The organism is Methanobacterium sp. BRmetb2, from assembly GCA_003491285.1.
GTDB lineage: Archaea > Methanobacteriota > Methanobacteria > Methanobacteriales > Methanobacteriaceae > UBA117.
The window spans coordinates 79,557-99,262 of sequence record CP022705.1 but is presented as its reverse complement, the minus strand read 5'-3'; the positions used below and the strand labels follow the sequence as shown (position 1 = coordinate 99,262).

Sequence of the window (19,706 nt, the reverse complement as noted above, 5' to 3'; positions counted from 1 at the left end):
CTCATTCTGGTTTAAATTTATATTGGAATTAGTGTTAATTAAAATATTCCATCAGATTCATCAGTTTTGAAACTGAATGATAGTAAAATTAGAAAAACGCTTTTTTTAAAGTTAAAAACTTCTTTTAAGTAAAATTAACATACAAAATAAAATAATTAATTAATAATTAATATTCAAGATTTTGAGGATCTTCTGATTAGAACTTAATTAATCCACCTTTGTTCCTGCTTCTGGACCGGGTTCTACACTGTATATTTCTTCTACTTTAAATACAATAGCTGCTTTAGGATTTAATTTGGTCATAACACTTTGTGCCCAGTCTACAGCTTCTTCAAAGTATTTTCCGGATTCAAATATTTGTACGCTACCCTTAAATTGGTAAGGGCATTTCCTAATATCTCCCAGTACAAAAGATGCTTTTGGATTTTTTTCTAAGTTTTTATGGGTTTTATTCATGTAATTATCAACAATCAATACAGTTTCATTATCCATTGGTCTTGCAAATCCAATTGGGACCACATTAGGCACATTTTCATCATTTGATGTGGCCAAAAATATCAGTTTATCCTTTTCAATAGCGTCCATCATCGCTTCATTCATTACCATACAAAACACCACTTTAATAATAACAATTCCAGAATATATATAATTTGCGTTGTGGAAATTTATTTTTGTATTAACATTTCTTCAGAGTAAATTTTCCTGGTTTAAATAGGTAGAATTTATTTATCCTCGATTATTATGTCTATTTCAGCCAGTTTGGATCTAATTTCATCAGAAAGTTCCCATTCTTTTTTGGAGCGTAATCTTTCCCGAATATTAGTTATAAGTTCCAGTAACTCACTGGTTTTCTCATCTCCTTTTTTAATCATTTGAAATTTAAAGCCTAATATCTCTCCTAACTCCGTAATCAAATCTTTAATTTTAATCAACACATTTTTTGAGAGTTTTTGAGTATTCATATCCCTATTAACATCTCTTATCAAATTTAAGATAATTGATAATGCCAGTGGTGTGTTAAAATCATTGTTCATGGCATTTATAAATTCATTCCTAGTTGATTCTAATTTTTCAATATAATAACTGTCTTTTTCATTGGTCTCAGGAAGGAGATTATCCTGCAATTCCTCAATATTTTTGATGAACTTTCTTATCTTTTTAATATTTTTACTGGCCTGTTCCAGTGATCTATGAGAAAAGTCGATGGGACTTCTATAGTGGGTAGATATTACAAATAATCGGAATATTTCTGGTTCGTAGTCTTTTAATAATTCTTTTATTGTGATAAAATTGCCCAGGGACTTGGACATCTTTTCTCCTTCCACATTTAAAAATCCGGTGTGCATCCAGTAGTTTACCATTGGTTTTTCTCCGGATGATGCTTCCATCTGGGCTATTTCTGCTTCGTGATGGGGAAATATAAGATCTAATCCTCCGCCATGTATGTCATACCTATTTCCGAAGTATTCCTCTGTGATAGCTGTATCTTCAATATGCCATCCTGGTCTTCCAGTGCCCCATGGTGAATTCCACAGAGGCAAATCTTTTCTTTTTTTCCACAGTGCAAAATCTCCTGGATTTCTCTTGGTGGAGTCTGGACTGATGCGGTGATAATTTAAATCTTCAATATTTCGCTTGGAAAGTTTCCCAAAATCTTCAAATTTAGTTTCATCAAAATAAACACCAGTAGATGTTTCATATGCAAAACCCTTTTTAAGCAGGGTGGTTATCTGTCTGATTATTTCTGGTAGGTGTTCAGTTGCCCGGGCATATAAATTCACATTTTCAACACCCAACATCTTCATATCTTGGAGATATAATTTTTCATATTTCCGGGCAAGGTCCAATGGATTTACTCCCAATTCCTGGCTTCTTTTAATAATTTTATCATCAATATCCGTAATGTTTTGAAGATAAAATACACTATATCCTCTGTATTTAAGATAGCGGGCCACGACATCAAATGCTATATAAGTACGGGCGTGTCCAATATGTGAATCATCATATACTGTTGGCCCGCATACGAATATATTAACCCGATTATGTTTCAGGGGAATAAATTTTTCCTTTTTCTTACTCATTGTATTGTATATTTTTATCAAGGGCATACACCGGAGTCGTGTTAATTTAATCAAAATTAATAGTTGATAGAATAAGAATTAAAGGCCGAGATTGGGATTTGAACCCAAGTATCATGGTCTGCAGCCACGCACCTCGCCTCTCGGTCACCTCGGCACTAATATTTTTTATTATTGATTAAAATATTAAAAATTTAAAATAATCACTATTTACGAGCCCGGGCTACTTTCCTAGCAATTACCAGTTCTCCAATAGCAATTAAACCAACAAAGAATTTTTCAAGACCTCCAGTTGCCCAGATTGCTTCACCAAATGTGGAATTACGGATCCTTTCTTCATACTCCTCTGGTTTAATTCTTTTACCAGTTCTTCTGCGGGTCATGATTGCTGATGCTTCCATCAGTTCGTCCCAGCTAACCCCTTTAAGTTCCTCATTCATTGCTTCGAAGATCTTGTATACTTTTATCTCATATAATTTTGAGAGAGTTTCAACAATGTCAAAGCTTCTAACTACTCCTACAACTACTCCTTCCTCATTTAAAACAGGAATACTGACCACTTTATGTTTTGATGTTTCTAGAACAGCCAGACGGGCTGGATCGTTTTCCTGAACGTGTACAATATCCTCTGTAGTATGCATAATGTCTTGCACTGACTTTAAACCTTCTCTAAATCCACGGGTAACATCAAGTGATGTTATCCATCCAATTAATCTCCTTTTTTCATCAACAACAGGAGTTGTAAACTTTTTATGTTCCTCCATCTTTATTGATGCCTCTGTTAAATCCTGATCCATACTTACAGTTACAAATTCCTTATCCATTATTTCCTTAACTTTCATGGGGCAACCTCTCAAGTTTTAATGCACTAACCGGACATTTTGTAGAACAAATTTCGCATAAAATACATTTATCTTCTGATAAAATAATTTCACCATCTTCAAGTTTGATAGCATCAACCGGGCAGCTTTCCTCGCACATTTGACATTCCACACAAGCATCCTGGTCAATTTCCAATTTTTTAGTGGGGATAACTGGCCCTAATTCCCTTTCAAGATCTATGGCAGATTCATCACATACATTGGCACAGGCACCACAACCGATACATAACTCTTTATCAATCGACGCAGTTTCACCCTCAGCCTGGGTTATGGCTCCGGTAGGACAGAATTTTACACAGGTACCGCAGGAGTTACATTTATCAGGGTTAACTTCAATTTCTTTCATTTTAAGTAGGCGGTGTGGTACTTCAACTTCTTTAAGTTCATAAGTTACATCATCGTTAACATGGGCCGTGCTTTTTATAACATTAATACACTTTACTGGGCAGGTCTGGGCGCAAATTTCGCAGTTAACACAATTTTCCAAAATTTTTGCAGGTCTAGTTGATTTAGCATCAGATATAGCATCTACTGGACACTCCTGGGCACATAAGTTGCAGCTTACACACTCGGGAGATATGGTCATGACTTTCCTTTCAACGCTGCACTCTTCTATTTCTGGTTCAAAATCTTTAATATTTTCCTTCAAATCAATAGATTTTAAAGCAACCTCTTTTTTAAGTGAATCTAAATCCTTTTTAAATGTTATATCCATCCTTACACCTTATCCCTTAATCTTCATTAATTATTTGTTTGATAACCATATTATCATATCAAATTCCTTCAATTATCATATTATAATATTAAATTCTTTCAATTAATTTAATTCTTTTTTAATTTCCTTTAATTCTTTTTGTCCAGGCAGTCCTTTGGTGGAACCGTACCTTTTAATGCAAAGTGATGCCACATAATTTCCTGTAATACCTGCTTTTTCTATATTTTTTCCAGTTAAATAACTGTATATGAATCCTGCATTAAATGCGTCACCTGCACCGGTGGTATCAATAGACTTAACCTTAAAAGATTCAATTAAATATTCTTCTTCATTATGGCAGATGTAACATCCTGTCTCACCAAGTTTAACAATAACCAGATCTATTCCATAATCCATTAAAAACTTGGCACTCTGTTGATATGATTTGTATTTTTTACCAATTAAATGTTTTAACTCGCCCTGATTTATGAGAAGTATATTTGTTCTCTCTAAAATATTGCCAATACCTTCAACACCTTTCTCCACGTATATTCGTCCTGGATCAAAGCTCACCATAGTTTTAGTACTAATTTCATTTACTAATTCTTTTTGAGCCTCAATAGATTTTCCAACAAATGATGTGAGGTGTATTAGTCTGGAATCTTCCACATATTTCAGGTCCAGTTCACTAAAAATGATCTGATCATTAACTCCAGAATCCACATATAAAGCCCTTTCTCCCTTTTGGTCTACAAATCCCAGAACTTTACCACTCCTACCTTCTGGGCTGATTATTATACCATGAGTATCAACACCTTCTTTTTGTAGATTATTATAGAGCAGTTCACCTTCCAAGTCAGTGTTGATTTTTCCTATAAATCCAGTTTTAAGTCCTAATCTGGATAATCCAATAATGGTATTTGCTGCAGAACCGCCACAGGATTCAGTTGAATCAGTAATATAACTTTCCTCGTCTTCACAGGCTATATGGTTCACATTGAAAAGTTTGTCCACATTCAACGCTCCAAAACCTACAACATCAAATTTTTTCATTTAAATTGCCCTATTTTTAATAAATATTTGTTATAATCTTTGTAAAGGAATTTTTAATTTCTTAATCCATTAAATCTTTCAAATGAATTTGATAATCTCCTAACTGGCCCTGATAGTTCCCTGCTGAAACCATTAAAACACCATCAACATTTTTTAGAGCCTTCATTCCATTTTTCATAGCTTTTTTTACAGTATCTAAATTTGTACCATTAATAACAATTTCAGGGATATAATTCACGTTATCAGGAACTTTGGAATCTTTTAGCACGTTTTTTAGGGATGGACAGTAAGGGTGATTGGTGGTAGGACCAATCCATGGATAATTAGTCTCGGGTTTAGAGGCAGCAGAACATATATCAAAGGGAGTGATTACGCCACTCACATCTTTTATTGCGTTTAATGCCTTTTTACCCCCATCCATAACTGCTTCCTTGCTACTGCACATGTACCATAAATTGGCGCCCATAATACCCCCTGAATAACCGATTTTTCGTTCAATCTTAAAATCGGGAATGGCTATTGGAACAATAATCATATCCCTTTGGTATAGCTTTTCTTCCCATTCATATCCATCACCACAGTGCCCCACATTTTTCATGGTATCAATATATCCTTCTGGTTTTATGGATGCATCAAATACAGAGGTAAATGGTTTAACCAGTATGTCCTGCCTTATACGGTATGAAAGTTCCACTTCGAACTTTTCCACATCAGGAGTCCCATACCAGAACTGCAAAATAGCACCTAAACGGCCATCAGGAGTTTCATTTTTTGATAGCCACGATTCAACACCGCCTTCGACCCTTCCAATCACGGTTCCAGGGGTAGACGTGGCATCATAGGCAGCTCTTTCCAATATGTCAGAATCATCAGCAGTTACTATAACTCGGGTAAATATTCCGTCGAAAGCCTCACAAAAAGTATCTTCAACTTCCATATTATCCAAGTCCTCCTATTGCTTCGCCTCTAACTTTCTTTCTAAATTTTATACTTTTTTTAGTTAATTCATCCCGGTTTTCGTCAGTTATAATTGAAGTTAAAGGTTTATCTACTTTTTCCATTTTTTCCAGTAATTCCAGGTTTAATCTAAAATTTTCAAGGGCTCTTTCAGGATTTTCACTGTAAGCTTTAATAAATTCAATTAAATAATTTCTTCCAAATCTGTTAAATATATCGGCCATAACCGAGGTTATAACAGTATTGTTGGATATCACGGCAATTTCAGCTTCTCTTAATGCAAATTCATTACCATTAAATGAAACTGCAATTCCATGGTTCTCTCTGGCAAATTGCAGAGGTTGCACATCAGTAATGCTATCGCCTACATACATAACTTGGGAGGGATTTAACTGATTTTTTAGTAATATATCCTCAACGGCCTTCTTTTTCCCTTCTCCACCAACTGTTTTTACGCTAGGGATTATTTCACCTATTTCCATTTTAGGAATTTTCCTCCAGAATATTTCATCCAGATTTTCAGTTCCAGGATTGTTCATAATCCGTTGCCTAAAATTTTTAAGTGCTTTTTCTTCTTCTGAATTTAATGGAAAGCTGTCCAGATCCAGGTGGGTGGAATAGGTGTTTTCAAAGGGAAACTCAGTTAGATCACAAAGTGCCTCAATATACTGTTTGTAACTGGTGCTTACAATAAAAGAAGGCATGATTTTTGAAACGAATTTCAGTGTTTGCTTAGCATGGGGAATTAAAAGCACATTATTTTTAGAAAATTCTATGATCTTCTTATTTGACAAACCATAAGCTTTCAAGAAGGGTACAATCAGTTTTAAGGTATCCCCTGCATTATAACCTGGTTTTTTTATTTCATCTGCTAGTATATCATCATATCTACTTATTATGGAGAAAAATTTTTCACCGTCTTCAATAAATTTTCCAGCAAGTTCAAATGCATTATCATTTACGGATATGGGACCTTCACAATCGGTGATAAAAACTCTTTTATCCACTATTTTTCCACTCCATAAAATAATTAATATCTAACTTTTTTTATGTTAAATGTTAATGGCTGAATTTTATTATAAATTAAGTTTAGATGAACATTTTAATTTTAACTGTGAGGATTTAAATTTCAGTAAAAATTAAAATAATTCTTGAGATTCCCTGAAACTTGTTTTTAATGTTTTAGGAAATATATTATCAATTAAATCCTCATTAATCTTCATTTAATTTTATTTTTATAGCATTAACTGGACATATTGATTCACATTCTCCACATACAATACATTTATTAGAATCGACTATTATTTTATCGTTTTCTAATGTTAGAGCATTTACTGGACATTTATTTACACATATACCGCATGATTGGCAGGTTTCAGCGTCATATGCCACGCTACCCATTCTTGGTTCATGGAGTTTTTTTCTTATAAATAATATGTTCCCATTACTGGTTTTGAAGTATTCTTCCTTGAGAGATATGGCATCAACTGGGCAGGTTTCCACGCATTTTCCGCAGTATACACATTCGTTACCAATGTGTACTGGAGATGGCATTTCCAGTTCAATACATTCTACTGGACATTCTCCTATACATTTACTACAGCCAATACATTCATCTTCCAGAACTGCTATTTCTCTTTTAGGGGAAGTTCTTTCAATAATTTCTCCAATATCATCAATTTCAAGTTCCCGATCAACAAAAGTTTTTAATTCATCCTTTATTCTATTGGTTACATCAATTTCAAATTCTTCTTCCGTACGGTTGAAACTGATATCTCTGGCAATTTTATTTAGAATATTATTAATTTTTTTTGCGTCATTGGCAAGTTTGTTGGCATCCTTTTCCAGGATTTCAGAGACAATTTCCATGGTTTTTAGTTTACTGAAATTTTCGTATGCTCTTTTCCGTGACGAGTATTTTATGGCAGCAGACGGACACACATCCATACATTCCTCGCACCGGGCACAGTAAGAAGGATCAATGTAGGGTAATTTGCTTACCTTTCCTATATTTATTGCTCCGCGAGATGGACAAACTCTGGTGCAGGTCATACATCCAATACAATCTTTTTGATCCACTACTACAGCCTTTCCACCAACAACTGATCGAGGCAATATTTCACCATATTTAATGGCTTCAGTGGGACATACCCTGGCACAGTATCCACAACGGACACATTTGTCCTCGTCAATGACACTGTGGGCTTCTTCATGACCAGAGGATATTAGTTGGATAGCACCAGTCCGGCAGGCGTTTACACATGCTCCACATCGCCGGCACAGTTTAGGATTAATGTTAGGAACATTTTCTCTTATTGGTTCTGCTAAAGTTGTTTCCATTTTTATAGCATCATAAGGGCAGGCTTCACGACATAAAACACATCCAAAACATTTATCATCAATTTCAATGTCTTTGTTGGGTGGTATTTCGTGTACAGCATCTACTGGACATGATTTAAGACATGGTCTGTCTTTACATATTTCACATTTGCTGCGATCTATTTCATAGACCACTTCCACGTCCCTTAAAGGTTTATGTAACTTTTTGCTTTTAACAGTAATTTTATCAACCCCTGATGGGTAGTTGTGCAGGTTTTAAAGTGATTAAAATTTCTTCTGCGCCGGTTTCGGATGTGTCTAATAAGAATTTTGCCACATAATAACCAGCTACACCAAATGGACAGGTCTGGTAACAGGTACTGCATCTTATACATTTTTTAGTGTCCCGCTCCACAACGTCCTTTTCTCGATTATATTTAATGGCTCCAGTGGGACATTCATCAACACATAACCGGCAATGTTTACATTTATCATCATCCCAGGTTATGATTCTCATCTTCAATCTATCTGTTATCTTTTCGATTGTCTCCATGATCAGATCATCGTCTGGTATAATCTGTCGTGATTTTTCCAGTATTTCGTCTAGCGGCACTTCGATCTTGAACAATTTTTCAGGTGCCAACTTGGTTATTGTTTCTCTTTCAGATTCAATACGTTCTTCTAAGGTATTAACCGTTAAATTGATGATCTCTTTTTGTTCCTCAATATTGGTGATGGAAATGTCTTTTAAAGCTCCTTTAACAGGACATACTTTTTCACATTCTCCACAGGAAATGCACTTGGCCTGATCAATTTCCATTTTATTATCTACTTCACTAATACAATCAACTGGACATGTTTTTTGGCATTTTTTGCACCGGATACACAGGTAATCATCTATAATATAGCTTTTAGCCACTGGTAAAATTGTAAATTCTTCTCTTATAAGATGATTCTCTCCGCAGGTCAGGGCTTTAGGTTCAGTGGGACAGACTTCTGCACAGAAACCACATCTAATACATCCTCTTGTGTTAATTACGGGATATGCTGATCCTTCTTCTTCGGCAGTATCCTCAGATCTAACCAGTTTGATTGCTGCAGGCGCAGGACATGCTGCTGTACATGCACCGCATGATATACAATACTCTGGAAAGACTTGAGGAAAGTCCCTGAATCTATCAGGTGTTTCCACTATTTCAGGGTCGGTCGCTGCTCCTGCAAATTTTTCAGCCCAGGATTTTCTTGCAAATTCATATAAATACCATATTACTGAAGACATAATACACCATCTTACAATTTCATTTTATTATTAAGTTTAATTTAATTCCGTTTAGATTATCATGGTTTATTTTATTTAATATTGTGAATTCCGTCAAAACTTCTTTTTTTGCCTGATTTATCCAGGATAACCACTCTTTCTGCACATGCAATACATGGATCAACACTGGCATAGGTAGCAACAGCATCTGCAACAGTAGCCACATCTTTAAGCATATACTTAGCACAGGCATCAATATTCATTATGCTGGGTGTTCTTATAGAGACGTTTCTAATAAGATTTCCATTGGTTTCAATCATATAGGTCACTTCTCCTCGAGGAGCTTCATTTCTCCATTCACCATAACCCGCAGGAATATCGATTTTTTTTCTAATTTCACCAGGGGGAATATTATCAATAACTTCTTTAATTAGTTTTATAGATTCTGAAACTTCATCAAAACGATTCATAGTTCGGGCAAAGTTATCTCCTTCCTTTCTCCATACGGTGTGGAAATCAAGGTGGTCGTGATAAGTGGGATGATCAATTCTCCAATCATGACTGATTCCGGAAGCTCTTCCGATAGGACCTACTGCCCTGGCCTTAATGCAATCTTCACGGGACATTTTACCTACGTCATGGGATCTAAGTCCCACTAGTGGCCCCTGTTCAAACATTTCCACGTATTTATCATATCCAGATTCTAACTCAGTAATGATTTCTTTGATCTGGTTTAGGTGAACTTCCTTAGCATCCATTCTTACTCCACCAACTACATTCCAACCCATGTTTACCCGGTTACCAGTAAGCAATTCTATGGCATCCATTATAGGTTCTCTCAGGGCCAGCATGTACATGAAAAGAGTTTCATGTTCTAATGCTTTGAAATAGGTTGAATTAGCAATGAAGTGGCTTTGAATCCTGTCCAGTTCATTGGTAAGTACTCTAAGATATTGTGCTCTTAGGGGAGCCTGTTCTCCTGCAATCAATTCAAATGTTTCAGCAAATGTTTGGGTGTGTATATATGAACATATTCCACAAACTCTTTCTGATAAGTATATGGCTTTTTGCCAGGTTTTTCCCTTCATTATACGTTCAATACCTCGATGAACGTAGCCGTAATCAATTTCTGCACTTAAAACTTTTTCTCCTTGTGTTTTAAGTTTTAATCGTAATGGTTCTTTTAAACCAGGGTGTATTGGTCCGATTGGCAGTATCATTCTTTCTGCCTCCCTTTTGCTGCTATTGCGTCGGGTCCTACAGCTAAAATAGCAGCCAAGATCTCTGAAGGTCTAGGCGGGCACCCTGAAACCTCTGCATCCACTGGTATAAAGTCGGATACAGGGGCATAAACACTGGAACCTTCCTGGTTAAATACATCTCCAGTCAAAGGACAGTTTCCCAGTGCCACAACTATTTTAGGTTGAGGAGCTTTATTATAAATTCTTATCAATTTGTCTTTCCATTGTTCGGTTACCGCCCCGGTAATTAAGATTACATCTGCTTCACGGGGGTTGTTATGAACGTAAATTCCATACTGTTCCAGATCATAACGAGGCGATAGGAGGGCGACCACTTCTATATCGCAGCCGTTACATCCTCCAGTGTTTATAAGGCAAACATGAATTGAACTTTTCCTTACAACATCTTTAAGTGAATCTAACATTTCTTTACCTCATCAAGTATTCTAATAATTCTTTTCTACCATCTTCTATGGCTTTTTGGTAAGATTTACCATTTAAAATTTCTTTGGCAATATCATTTTTTATCTGGTCTGATTCCTCAGTTGATATTACTCCCATAATATCGGAAAGCCAGCATAATCTTAAATCGGCATGAATTTTTTCTTTAAGGCAGATGGATTGAGATTGTTCAAATCTAGCATGTAGTGCCTCTAAGCTGGACATATCCATCCTTTTCATGAGTATTTCCTCTAATTGCTCTGGTTCGATTTCGAATTCCTTAGCAAAGGGAATAACTACATCATCATGCCATTTATAACTTCTTATAATCCTCTCTTTCATTACTCTGAGTAATAATTCATCTTTATCAATTTTATCAGATTTCATAGGAGCACCGTCCTCATTATCCATATTAATACAGATATGATAAATCCAGTAAGGGTTTCATATCTTCCATATCCTGGTCTCATACCCAGTACCAGAGCCACTAAGAATAAACCTATAGTTATGGAGATGTATGACGGAATTAATGTTACAAGTGGGCTGTTTAAAAATAAAAACCAACCAATTATCGATAAAATTACGGCAATTACATCAAATTTCTCACTTACAAATGGTAACTTGTACTTTTTATAGCTGAATAGCAGGCCCACTATGGAACCTAATACAAATGATAGTATGTAAACTAAATAAATCGTTTGATCCATTAAATCACCGATTAAATATATTTTTTATTTTTAATAACATTCAATCACCTTTATAACAATTAACAGGGCTTATTCACCGTTTATTTAAATATTAAAATATATTTATGCTGGTTTGTAAAGTATTATGAATGAAAATATGATCATCGCCAGTATAATTATCATGGCCCATTTTTCCAGGTTTTCTGAGAGTTTAATTGAACCTTCTCGATATAGGGTTCCAATTAAGAGGGTTAATAAAAAACCGGCTATGGTCACTGGAATTACTATAAACCACTGCAGCAATCCTGCAAGTCCACTTACAAGTATTACACCTGCAGCTACCAGGGCCATCATAAATATTGTGTCTTTTTCTTCTTCCATTTCTAATTCTCCAGTTTAATATTCCTTTTTGATATTTTCATTCTACTCATTTTATTATATTAACATTAAAATTATTGAACCAACTATTCCAATAAAGGCAAAGGTAACCTGCATCATTATGGAATGATTAGGGTTTAAAATTGGGGTGGTAGCATTAATAAAGGCCACAACTGTACTTATCGCAACCATACCTATTAAATAACCTATTGGACCTAAACCACCAATAAATACTGTTAAAAATACCCAGAGGAGCATGTACCATGCAATAGATTCTGATATCATAAGGTACCCTCTTAATACTCCAAAGTGCTCTGTTTCGTATCCAGATATAATGTCTTTTCCTTTGGTGATAGCAAAAGGGGAGTAAGGTGCCTTTGATAGAATCAGCACAAAGAACATGGCCGCAGCCAGTGGAATAGCATATATTAAGGGGCCGTTAAGGGTTTGGTAGTTAACAATGTCACCTATAACCATTGTTCCAGTTTTAAGGTAAATTATAATTAGAACTGCAAATAACGGTACCTCGGCAGCTGCAGAGAAAACTGCTCTAACACAGCTTAACTTACCATAAGGAGATCCTGATGATGAACCAGCATTGTGTTCCACAATTTTGTGCAGAGCATATATGGCAAATATTAAGAGCAGTGATCCTTCAAGAACCGGGCCTACAATAACAGCGCTGACCCATATAGCACATAACATACTGGCAATAGCAACATAGAAAGGCATTGCAGCTGTTTTTGGGAATGTAGACTCTTTAATATAAAATTTGAGTGTGTGAAGTAAATGCTGAATTATGGGTGGGCCTGGTCTGGTCTGAATTCTTGCCATTATTTTTCTCTGGTATCCAAATAGTATACTTCCCACCAGAAATGCAATGATAACGTTTAACAGGATATTTGCCATTAGGTTCATTTGATCACCAATTTTATGGATTATATTGAATAGTTAATTAGCAATGAATTTATTTTTTTAGTATTAATAACCAATGAAGGGTTCATCTCTTCTTTCATCTTCCTCTTCTTCTTTGATCTTAGCCATACTTATCAATCCAAAAGATAAAATGGCCACTGGTATGAAAACTATGGATATTCCATAAACTATCCAGCTGGGAGGGTTAAATATTAAAGCATATGCTATGCTTACCAGAGATATAATAAACATCAAATAACTTGCAATATACAGTGTTTTCATGTATTCACCTTTCATTAATTATTTCTATAAACTTCTAATCATTAATAATTACTTTATAACTTTAATTTTTCATTAATTCAATTTATAAATACTATTTTTCTTATCTTTAACATTTCTTGTAATTATTGTTAATTTTATTAGTTAAAATGGCTTATTTATTATAAGCAATATTTCAATGGTCCTGACAATTACTAAAAGTGAACTTAAATGAATTATTAATATGAATGGAGATCCAGGGGTTCTAAACATCTCGGCCTTGGTAGCATAGAATGGTGCCACACCAGTTTCACCAGCCACACCCAATAATAGAAGTATGGAGGCAAAAGTTACCATTGCAGGAGTAACTGCCATTTGTGATAACTGGAATAAGCTTAAAGTACCTGTTGATGCTAAAACTATTGCTGCTCCTCCAAATAATGGCAGGGAAGCCATCATAGCTATCAGTCCATATTGAAATGCAGCATCCAGAACATCAATCTGTTTTACTGCAGATACAATACCTATATTTACGATTCCAATTAAAGCCACAAATAGGGTGAAGTTAAACAGATCACCGGTTATCATAGCTCCAGCAGTGGCCAGTCCACATACTATGGCCAAAAATCTCCTTATTTTGAATTCTTTAATATCAACTTTAACTTCACGGTCTTTAAGCGAACCAAAACCTGCTTCAATTTGTGTCTCAGTCCTGCTTATAGCAATAAGCACGGTGAAGACCAGTGCACCAGCGAACATAAAAAGGTTGAAAGGAGTAATATAAGGCACAATATCTCCCAGAGGTATGGTACCAAATAATTGTCCACTTATTGTAGCAATATCCATTTTTTTTGCACCTGTAACAATTTTTACATAAATTTTAGTTAATGTTAATCATTATATTTTTGTTAAATCGTCTATTCTTTTTTAAATTCTTCTCTACCCATTACTCCTATTAGTCCAGATTTTGAAGCTACTTTAATAAGTAATCCACATGATGATAGGAATAAACCTAGAAGCCATATATCAGGGGCTATAAAGAATATTAAAAATCCTGCAATCCATAAACACCAGGCAATACCAGAGGCTCCACTCATACCCTCCCATAGACCAGAAGGTATTCCTCTGTATTTCTTAGATAAAACATAGAAGAGTATTCCAACTCCTGCTACAGCCCCTCCAGTAAAACCAGTGAGAAATACACCATATGCAACTAAAGCTAGTGCTATAAAATTAGGGGCAGTGTTTAAAATCTCCATATCCATGGCCAGAGGAACAGGGAAAAGTTCCACTTTTTTACCGCTTTTTCTCATCTCCCGGCTCATCAAGATCTCAGATATGGCTAAAATTTCTGCCAGTTCTACGACTAAACCAGGAAGTATAAGGGCTTCGGCAAGGTCTGTGGCCACAGCAGCCACTACAATTAACATGGCAATACCCACAATATCGGTGAGTATTAATGCACTTAAATCATTTTTCTGGAATGAAATTCCAAGAAGTCCAATAAAACCCACCAGGATACCTACGACGATTGCTGGAGTATAAAGTGAAACTACAACTGGAGAAACTAAATCTGGCACCAGCATTTATTCATCCCTCCGCATGGTGAAGTGAATGGCCACCCATGATGCTATTACAAAGGCCATCATCAAAATGGTCGATTCAATTATGGTATCAAAACCTCGGGTATAATATAAAATTTCATCTATAAGGCCACCAGGAGATGAATAGATAGATGTACCATAATAAATTGTATTATTTTTAACCTCTATGGCAATAGGTGATAAGTAACCCGTAATTTTGCCTAAATTAACTGAATTTTCGGGGTACTGGGCCTTTACAATACCTCTTTCCTTAAGAGGTACTCCTCCACGATCATAAGGGGCCAGAGGATCCTTATCATTTATCTGCTGCTGAGGTTCGGGCCTAGGATATAGTTGGTGGTCATTTAAAGTAAGAGGCACCAAAAGTCCAGTCAGAAGTACTATACCCATGACTATTGCGAAAAGCCTCGGGATCCGTTTAGGATTTGCAAGAGCATTCCAAAGTCTTCCTATACTTTTCAAAGCTTTGCCCCCATTTCTTCTAATCTTACCACGGCTCGAAGCAGAATTAAGGTTATTATTAGCGTGGCTGCAATGAATGTTAAAAGTGCTATAGTATGGTTATATGTTAAAAATATTAGAGAAACACCAACCGCTGCAATTTCAGTATTTAAGATCCGAGCCAGAGGATCTTTAACGCCAGGTCCAAATACTGTAGCTAAACTACCTAGTATGACTAGTGCACAGCCAGTATAAAACCATATTTGAATTTCAAGCAAGATTCCCTTCCTCCTGGGATTTTTTTTTCTCTCTTACTTCATTAATTTTGATTATAGCTATTAAGAGAATAACTGTTGATATGGGGTCAAATATGGCTGCAGCCATTGCAACATCTAAATATTTAGCTGCAGCAATTATACCAATAAATCCTCCTTGAAGTAATGCAAACATAATAACTTTATCAATGGGTTTGGGAAGCAATATAATACCAATTGCTCCTATCAGCATTACGACTGCAGATATTGTGGTTAAATTTACCAACTCTAGTAGGGGATACATTATAATTCACCGAACTTTCACATTTATTTTATTATAAAGTTACTAATAAACTGTTTTTATGGTTGAGGAATAATTATTAAATCCTTAACAATCATTATCATCTTAATAATTATTTATTTAATTTTTATTGTATTATAATCATTTATTCGATTGTAATCTCATTTTTTACTCTTCCTATAGTGTAGGCGATAGCATTTGAACCTATGGTAGATGCTACAAAATAGGTTATGGCAATAACAGCCCCAAATGGTGTTTGAATATAAAGTGCTATTAGGGCAGAAATCCCAAAGCTCAGGGCATTAAGATAAAGCATTCTTTCCGCCCTGTTTTGGGCAATTAGGGTTCTAATAGCCACAAATAAAACTATGATACCAACGATCTCAATCAACATTATAATCTACCTATCTTTTACATGTTCACCATTATTAGTGACATTATTTTTAACTGATCTTAGTGTACCTTCCCATTTTCTTTGCAATTTTTCCAAGCAGAATTGATGCTTTGGTATGTGAAATTCCCTGAATGGTGAGAATTGCAATTACCATTCCAACCACATAATACTCAGGATTCAATCCAATGAATGATGTTAATGCAATTATTATGGTTATAGAAATGGCTCCAGTTGTTCCTGCATACCCAGGATCAGCACAAAGCCGGTTACCAAAGTATACTAATAATGCGGCAATAAACCCTCCTTCAGGGATACCTATAGCATAACATCCTACAGCACCAAGAAGTGTTCCCGCCGAGGCATCAGGAGAACATACGATGTTTCCCTGGAAAAAACCTCCAGAAAGATCTCCGCCTCGCTTTTTAACAGACCTTCCAATAACTTCAGCCCCTTTAACTCCTGGAGATTCAGGCAGGCCTAGCCAGGTATCAATGATAACGAAATTTATCCATGATATGACTGCGGCCAGTGCAATTCCAATTAATTCGTTCATGAAATTCCTCCATCAGGTTTGGGAAATATTCTGCCGAATAAAAATTTGGTAAATAGTGCAGAAAAAATTCCAATTATCACAGCCACTACCATACCACTGTAAAGATCAAAAATAACCAGTTTAAATATTATGGCTGAAAAACCTAAAGCAATTATTGCAGTAGGAAATATGGCGCTTAGAGTCCATGAATCCCTCATAGGCTTTTCTGGTAACAGCGGAAGTTTAACTATTAATCCTACCACTATTGCAAAGATTATCGCAAGCACATAATTAAGTATAATATACATTTCATTAGCATGAATAATCATGATAAAAGGATAATACTCCACAATATATAAATGTTTTTACTTGCCCTTAAACTCATAAAATTTTCATTATATATTATAATAGCAAGTAAAGACGAAAAATAATAGATTTAATGGAAAATTTTATTTCAAATTAAATCAGATAGATTTTATTACCTCATATTATTTAGCTACATAACTAGGATAAGATTATAGATTAATAATAGAATTTATATATAAATACTAAATAAATTTCAAATTTAAACATAAAATCCAAATGCATACCATCTTTTTAGATATAAAAACGAATATCAGTATTATAAAATTAACATTAGGATAAGTTGAAGGAAGATTAAATGAAAATCAAAAATCAATACATTGATTTAATATTGATCATAGCTTTCACAGCTTTAAGCATGATAATATTGAATATTGATCTTTTAAATCAGAATGAATGGTTAAAAGTAGCTTTAAGTATTCCGATCATATTCTTCTTCACGGGTTATGGAATAATAAGTGTTTTATTCCCACAAAGAAAAGATTTGAATCTAGTGATACGTCTGATTTTAAGTTTAGTAATAAGCGTAGCTATAATACCATTTTATGGCTTTTTTATTACGTATGATCCCTTCAAAATATTTACAAACTACTTTATTATATTTCCTGGATTCTTAACTATAATATTACTTATTGCCACATATATACGGAGATACAGAAAAATTGAATATATTAAAAAAGGAGGTTCAAAAGAAACAGAGCATCTACATGTCTACAGACTGAAACACGGATTTAAAGATCTATTCATAACTGGATTTTTAACCATAGTTTCCCTGTTAATAATATACACACCTTTTGAACTGATAGAATTAATTCCTTTCCTGCTTTTAACCTTTATATTACCTGGGTACTCATTAACGGCCCTATTATTTTGGGATATGAGGGACCTTAGTTTTATTAAAAAACTTATTTTAAGTCTAGGTTTAAGTATTGTTTTGGTTTTAATTATGGGAGTTTTTTCAGAATTCATTTATAACATACCCTCTAAAACCACATTCTTAATCATGGCACTGCTGACAATTGTTTTTTTAATTCTGGCTGGTTTAAGGCGAAGAAAAAAATTAAAAGAGGATACTAAATTTATAAGAGAAGTTGAAAAGCCTAGAGAGCATGAAAAAATATTTGTTAGAAAGGTTAGAAAAGATTCTAAAAGAGGAAAAATTCCAGGAAAAGATATAAAAATTTCCAAATCCAACAGGGACCTTAATATACTGGTTTTATTCTTGTTATTAGCAGTTATATTTATCACCATAAGTCCGTTAAGCCAAACAGTTTTTAGAAGTATCTTTGTTATTCCCTTAATATTATTTTTACCTGGATACGCCCTTTTAACTATAATATTCCCAAAAACCATGGTTTCGTCTAAAAATAGATTAAAGATTGTCCAGGTGTTACTTGCTGGGATTTTGTTGAGTTTACTTATTACCTTGGGTATTGGGGTTTTGGTTTTTATTGCACCTTGTCCTATATCATCACAGCTCTGCATCGGGCTTTTGATTATTGTCACGGCCACTTTGATTGGAATTGCTTATCTTCGAAGACGAAGATTATCCCGGATGAAAATTATAAAATCGGAAATTAGCCAAAAAAGGGGAAAAGAAGAAGTAATTGATGAAACAGTTAAATTGAGACATTTAGCTCAAAAAGAATCTGTAACACCAGACTCTGTTCAACCAGAGGCCTGGCCAAAAGGAAAAAAGGAATCCAAACCAAAACTTTATTCCGGAAGGTTTAAATTCTTAGCCAACGACCTCATTATAATTCTTTTATTCACATTTCTTACCACGATCTTTGTAACTGTACCTGTATTAAATGGAACAGTTATTAAAACAGTATTAGAGTTAATATTCATACTTTTCATACCAGGATATTCATTAATAGCAGCATTATTCCCCAGAAAACAAGATTTAGATGGTATTGAACGTGTCGCACTCAGTTTTGGTTTTAGTATAGTTTTAACTCTTTTGATTGCATTCATTCTGAATTACACCTCCTTTGAAATACGTTTGGATCCTATTTTAATTGTTCTATCTTTGTTGAGTTTTATTTTGATAGTGGTAGCCTTTTTGCGAAGACGCAGAATTCCAGATCAGGAAAAATTCAAATTAAATCTAGGGGTACACTTTCACAACCTTAAAAGTTCATTCGACCAAGAGAAAAAACTGGATAAAATATTATCAATCATACTAATAATTTCCATAATCCTAGCTATCTCAGCTACAATATATATTATAGTAACACCTAAAGAAGGAGAGAAATTCACTGAATTTTATATATTGGGGGCTGGTGGAAAAGCCAGTGACTATCCAACCAATCTAACTATTGGACAATCTGGTACAATTATGGTTGGAATTGTGAATCATGAATATTCCAATGTTACATATAATTTACTGGTTAAATTTAATGGAACCACGGTTACCAGTAAGAATATCACCCTGACCAATGGTCAAAAATGGGAGCAGCCATTAACCTTCAATGCCAGCACCCTAGGTAAAAATCAGAAACTGGAACTATTACTCTATAAGTTGCCAGATCAAGATAAGGCCTATAGATCCCTCCATCTATGGGTGGATGTTGTTTGAGATTAATCAAAATGTGTTGATAATAGATTTTATATCAAAATATATTAACAGTGAGTTTTATTATTAAATAGTATAAT

25 protein-coding genes and 1 tRNA gene are annotated in these 19,706 nt (G+C 34.7%); 1 reads left to right on the top strand and 25 read right to left on the bottom strand.

Annotated features, from left to right (window positions below):
- Positions 1-207 precede the first annotated feature (207 nt).
- From CIT01_00475 to CIT01_00355, 25 genes are all read right to left on the bottom strand, one after another.
- A complete protein-coding gene (locus CIT01_00475) occupies positions 208-606 on the bottom strand; it encodes a flavin-nucleotide-binding protein (protein AXV36777.1) in 399 nt (132 codons plus the stop codon).
- A gap of 116 nt (positions 607-722) precedes the next feature.
- Positions 723-2,102: a cysteine--tRNA ligase gene (locus tag CIT01_00470; protein AXV36776.1), complete on the bottom strand. Its 1,380-nt coding sequence runs from the start codon at positions 2,100-2,102 to the stop codon at positions 723-725.
- A gap of 62 nt (positions 2,103-2,164) precedes the next feature.
- Positions 2,165-2,235, bottom strand: a tRNA-Cys gene (locus CIT01_00465).
- A gap of 49 nt (positions 2,236-2,284) precedes the next feature.
- A complete protein-coding gene (locus CIT01_00460; GenBank protein AXV36775.1) occupies positions 2,285-2,920 on the bottom strand; it encodes a CBS domain-containing protein in 636 nt (211 codons plus the stop codon).
- Complete coding sequence (locus tag CIT01_00455; GenBank protein AXV36774.1) at positions 2,910-3,674, bottom strand: ferredoxin; 765 nt, start codon at positions 3,672-3,674, stop codon at positions 2,910-2,912. The genes CIT01_00460 and CIT01_00455 overlap by 11 nt, the downstream gene beginning before the upstream one ends.
- Positions 3,675-3,776: 102 nt before the next feature.
- Positions 3,777-4,706, bottom strand: a complete 930-nt coding sequence (locus tag CIT01_00450) for a ribokinase (GenBank protein AXV36773.1) — start codon at positions 4,704-4,706, stop codon at positions 3,777-3,779.
- 61 nt (positions 4,707-4,767) lie between these two features.
- Entirely contained in the window at positions 4,768-5,652 is an 885-nt protein-coding gene (locus CIT01_00445; GenBank protein AXV36772.1) for a formylmethanofuran--tetrahydromethanopterin formyltransferase, read from the bottom strand.
- Complete coding sequence (locus tag CIT01_00440; GenBank protein AXV36771.1) at positions 5,645-6,673, bottom strand: hypothetical protein; 1,029 nt, start codon at positions 6,671-6,673, stop codon at positions 5,645-5,647. Before CIT01_00440 ends, CIT01_00445 begins: the two co-directional genes overlap by 8 nt.
- A 202-nt stretch (positions 6,674-6,875) precedes the next feature.
- Positions 6,876-8,225 carry a ferredoxin gene (locus CIT01_00435; protein ID AXV36770.1) on the bottom strand — a complete coding sequence of 450 codons (1,350 nt, stop codon included), beginning with the start codon at positions 8,223-8,225 and terminating at the stop codon, positions 6,876-6,878.
- Between the two features lie 4 nt (positions 8,226-8,229).
- Entirely contained in the window at positions 8,230-9,261 is a 1,032-nt protein-coding gene (locus CIT01_00430; GenBank protein AXV36769.1) for a ferredoxin, read from the bottom strand.
- A gap of 71 nt (positions 9,262-9,332) precedes the next feature.
- Positions 9,333-10,460 (bottom strand): hypothetical protein, encoded by a 1,128-nt coding sequence (locus CIT01_00425; protein AXV36768.1) that lies wholly within the window; start codon positions 10,458-10,460, stop codon positions 9,333-9,335.
- Positions 10,457-10,906 carry a hypothetical protein gene (locus CIT01_00420; protein ID AXV36767.1) on the bottom strand — a complete coding sequence of 150 codons (450 nt, stop codon included), beginning with the start codon at positions 10,904-10,906 and terminating at the stop codon, positions 10,457-10,459. The genes CIT01_00425 and CIT01_00420 overlap by 4 nt, the downstream gene beginning before the upstream one ends.
- A gap of 4 nt (positions 10,907-10,910) precedes the next feature.
- Positions 10,911-11,309: a NiFe hydrogenase gene (locus CIT01_00415; GenBank protein AXV36766.1), complete on the bottom strand. Its 399-nt coding sequence runs from the start codon at positions 11,307-11,309 to the stop codon at positions 10,911-10,913.
- Positions 11,306-11,629, bottom strand: a complete 324-nt coding sequence (locus CIT01_00410; GenBank protein ID AXV36765.1) for a NiFe hydrogenase — start codon at positions 11,627-11,629, stop codon at positions 11,306-11,308. The genes CIT01_00415 and CIT01_00410 overlap by 4 nt, the downstream gene beginning before the upstream one ends.
- Before the next feature lie 102 nt (positions 11,630-11,731).
- The gene (locus tag CIT01_00405) at positions 11,732-11,989 is read right to left on the bottom strand and encodes a hydrogenase (GenBank protein ID AXV36764.1); all 258 of its coding nucleotides are present in this window, start codon (positions 11,987-11,989) and stop codon (positions 11,732-11,734) included.
- 54 nt (positions 11,990-12,043) lie between these two features.
- Positions 12,044-12,904, bottom strand: coding sequence for an NADH-ubiquinone oxidoreductase (locus tag CIT01_00400; GenBank protein AXV36763.1), 861 nt, complete (start codon positions 12,902-12,904; stop codon positions 12,044-12,046).
- 63 nt (positions 12,905-12,967) lie between these two features.
- Positions 12,968-13,183 carry a DUF788 domain-containing protein gene (locus CIT01_00395; protein ID AXV36762.1) on the bottom strand — a complete coding sequence of 72 codons (216 nt, stop codon included), beginning with the start codon at positions 13,181-13,183 and terminating at the stop codon, positions 12,968-12,970.
- A 141-nt stretch (positions 13,184-13,324) separates the two neighbouring features.
- Positions 13,325-14,005, bottom strand: a complete 681-nt coding sequence (locus tag CIT01_00390; GenBank protein ID AXV36761.1) for a hypothetical protein — start codon at positions 14,003-14,005, stop codon at positions 13,325-13,327.
- A gap of 71 nt (positions 14,006-14,076) precedes the next feature.
- Complete coding sequence (locus tag CIT01_00385; GenBank protein AXV36760.1) at positions 14,077-14,745, bottom strand: hypothetical protein; 669 nt, start codon at positions 14,743-14,745, stop codon at positions 14,077-14,079.
- Positions 14,746-15,225, bottom strand: a complete 480-nt coding sequence (locus CIT01_00380) for a hypothetical protein (GenBank protein AXV36759.1) — start codon at positions 15,223-15,225, stop codon at positions 14,746-14,748.
- Entirely contained in the window at positions 15,222-15,482 is a 261-nt protein-coding gene (locus tag CIT01_00375; protein ID AXV36758.1) for a hypothetical protein, read from the bottom strand. Before CIT01_00375 ends, CIT01_00380 begins: the two co-directional genes overlap by 4 nt.
- Complete coding sequence (locus tag CIT01_00370) at positions 15,475-15,762, bottom strand: energy-converting hydrogenase A subunit D EhaD (GenBank protein AXV36757.1); 288 nt, start codon at positions 15,760-15,762, stop codon at positions 15,475-15,477. The genes CIT01_00375 and CIT01_00370 overlap by 8 nt, the downstream gene beginning before the upstream one ends.
- A gap of 142 nt (positions 15,763-15,904) precedes the next feature.
- A complete protein-coding gene (locus tag CIT01_00365) occupies positions 15,905-16,153 on the bottom strand; it encodes a hypothetical protein (GenBank protein AXV36756.1) in 249 nt (82 codons plus the stop codon).
- 49 nt (positions 16,154-16,202) lie between these two features.
- Entirely contained in the window at positions 16,203-16,706 is a 504-nt protein-coding gene (locus CIT01_00360) for a hypothetical protein (protein ID AXV36755.1), read from the bottom strand.
- Entirely contained in the window at positions 16,703-17,014 is a 312-nt protein-coding gene (locus CIT01_00355) for a hypothetical protein (protein ID AXV36754.1), read from the bottom strand. Before CIT01_00355 ends, CIT01_00360 begins: the two co-directional genes overlap by 4 nt.
- Before the next feature lie 332 nt (positions 17,015-17,346).
- Here CIT01_00355 and CIT01_00350 point away from each other — a divergent pair, with 332 nt between their 5' ends.
- Positions 17,347-19,629 carry a hypothetical protein gene (locus CIT01_00350; GenBank protein AXV36753.1) on the top strand — a complete coding sequence of 761 codons (2,283 nt, stop codon included), beginning with the start codon at positions 17,347-17,349 and terminating at the stop codon, positions 19,627-19,629.
- Positions 19,630-19,706 lie beyond the last annotated feature (77 nt).

Excerpts from the sequence above, each read along its gene's own strand:
- CIT01_00385 (AXV36760.1), bottom strand. The coding sequence starts at position 14,745 with ATGCTGGTGCCAGATTTAGTTTCTCCAGTTGTAGTTTCACTTTATACT.
- CIT01_00350 (AXV36753.1), top strand. The coding sequence starts at position 17,347 with ATGAAAATCAAAAATCAATACATTGATTTAATATTGATCATAGCTTTC.
- CIT01_00410 (AXV36765.1), bottom strand. The coding sequence starts at position 11,629 with ATGGATCAAACGATTTATTTAGTTTACATACTATCATTTGTATTAGGT.
- CIT01_00365 (AXV36756.1), bottom strand. The coding sequence starts at position 16,153 with ATGTTGATTGAGATCGTTGGTATCATAGTTTTATTTGTGGCTATTAGA.
- CIT01_00360 (AXV36755.1), bottom strand. The coding sequence starts at position 16,706 with ATGAACGAATTAATTGGAATTGCACTGGCCGCAGTCATATCATGGATA.
- CIT01_00460 (AXV36775.1), bottom strand. The coding sequence starts at position 2,920 with ATGAAAGTTAAGGAAATAATGGATAAGGAATTTGTAACTGTAAGTATG.
- CIT01_00455 (AXV36774.1), bottom strand. The coding sequence starts at position 3,674 with ATGGATATAACATTTAAAAAGGATTTAGATTCACTTAAAAAAGAGGTT.
- CIT01_00405 (AXV36764.1), bottom strand. The coding sequence starts at position 11,989 with ATGGAAGAAGAAAAAGACACAATATTTATGATGGCCCTGGTAGCTGCA.
- CIT01_00390 (AXV36761.1), bottom strand. The coding sequence starts at position 14,005 with ATGGATATTGCTACAATAAGTGGACAATTATTTGGTACCATACCTCTG.
- CIT01_00395 (AXV36762.1), bottom strand. The coding sequence starts at position 13,183 with ATGAAAACACTGTATATTGCAAGTTATTTGATGTTTATTATATCTCTG.
- CIT01_00370 (AXV36757.1), bottom strand. The coding sequence starts at position 15,762 with ATGTATCCCCTACTAGAGTTGGTAAATTTAACCACAATATCTGCAGTC.
- CIT01_00355 (AXV36754.1), bottom strand. The coding sequence starts at position 17,014 with ATGATTATTCATGCTAATGAAATGTATATTATACTTAATTATGTGCTT.
- CIT01_00475 (AXV36777.1), bottom strand. The coding sequence starts at position 606 with ATGGTAATGAATGAAGCGATGATGGACGCTATTGAAAAGGATAAACTG.
- CIT01_00450 (AXV36773.1), bottom strand. The coding sequence starts at position 4,706 with ATGAAAAAATTTGATGTTGTAGGTTTTGGAGCGTTGAATGTGGACAAA.
- CIT01_00425 (AXV36768.1), bottom strand. The coding sequence starts at position 10,460 with ATGATACTGCCAATCGGACCAATACACCCTGGTTTAAAAGAACCATTA.
- CIT01_00415 (AXV36766.1), bottom strand. The coding sequence starts at position 11,309 with ATGAAATCTGATAAAATTGATAAAGATGAATTATTACTCAGAGTAATG.
- CIT01_00430 (AXV36769.1), bottom strand. The coding sequence starts at position 9,261 with ATGTCTTCAGTAATATGGTATTTATATGAATTTGCAAGAAAATCCTGG.
- CIT01_00420 (AXV36767.1), bottom strand. The coding sequence starts at position 10,906 with ATGTTAGATTCACTTAAAGATGTTGTAAGGAAAAGTTCAATTCATGTT.
- CIT01_00400 (AXV36763.1), bottom strand. The coding sequence starts at position 12,904 with ATGAACCTAATGGCAAATATCCTGTTAAACGTTATCATTGCATTTCTG.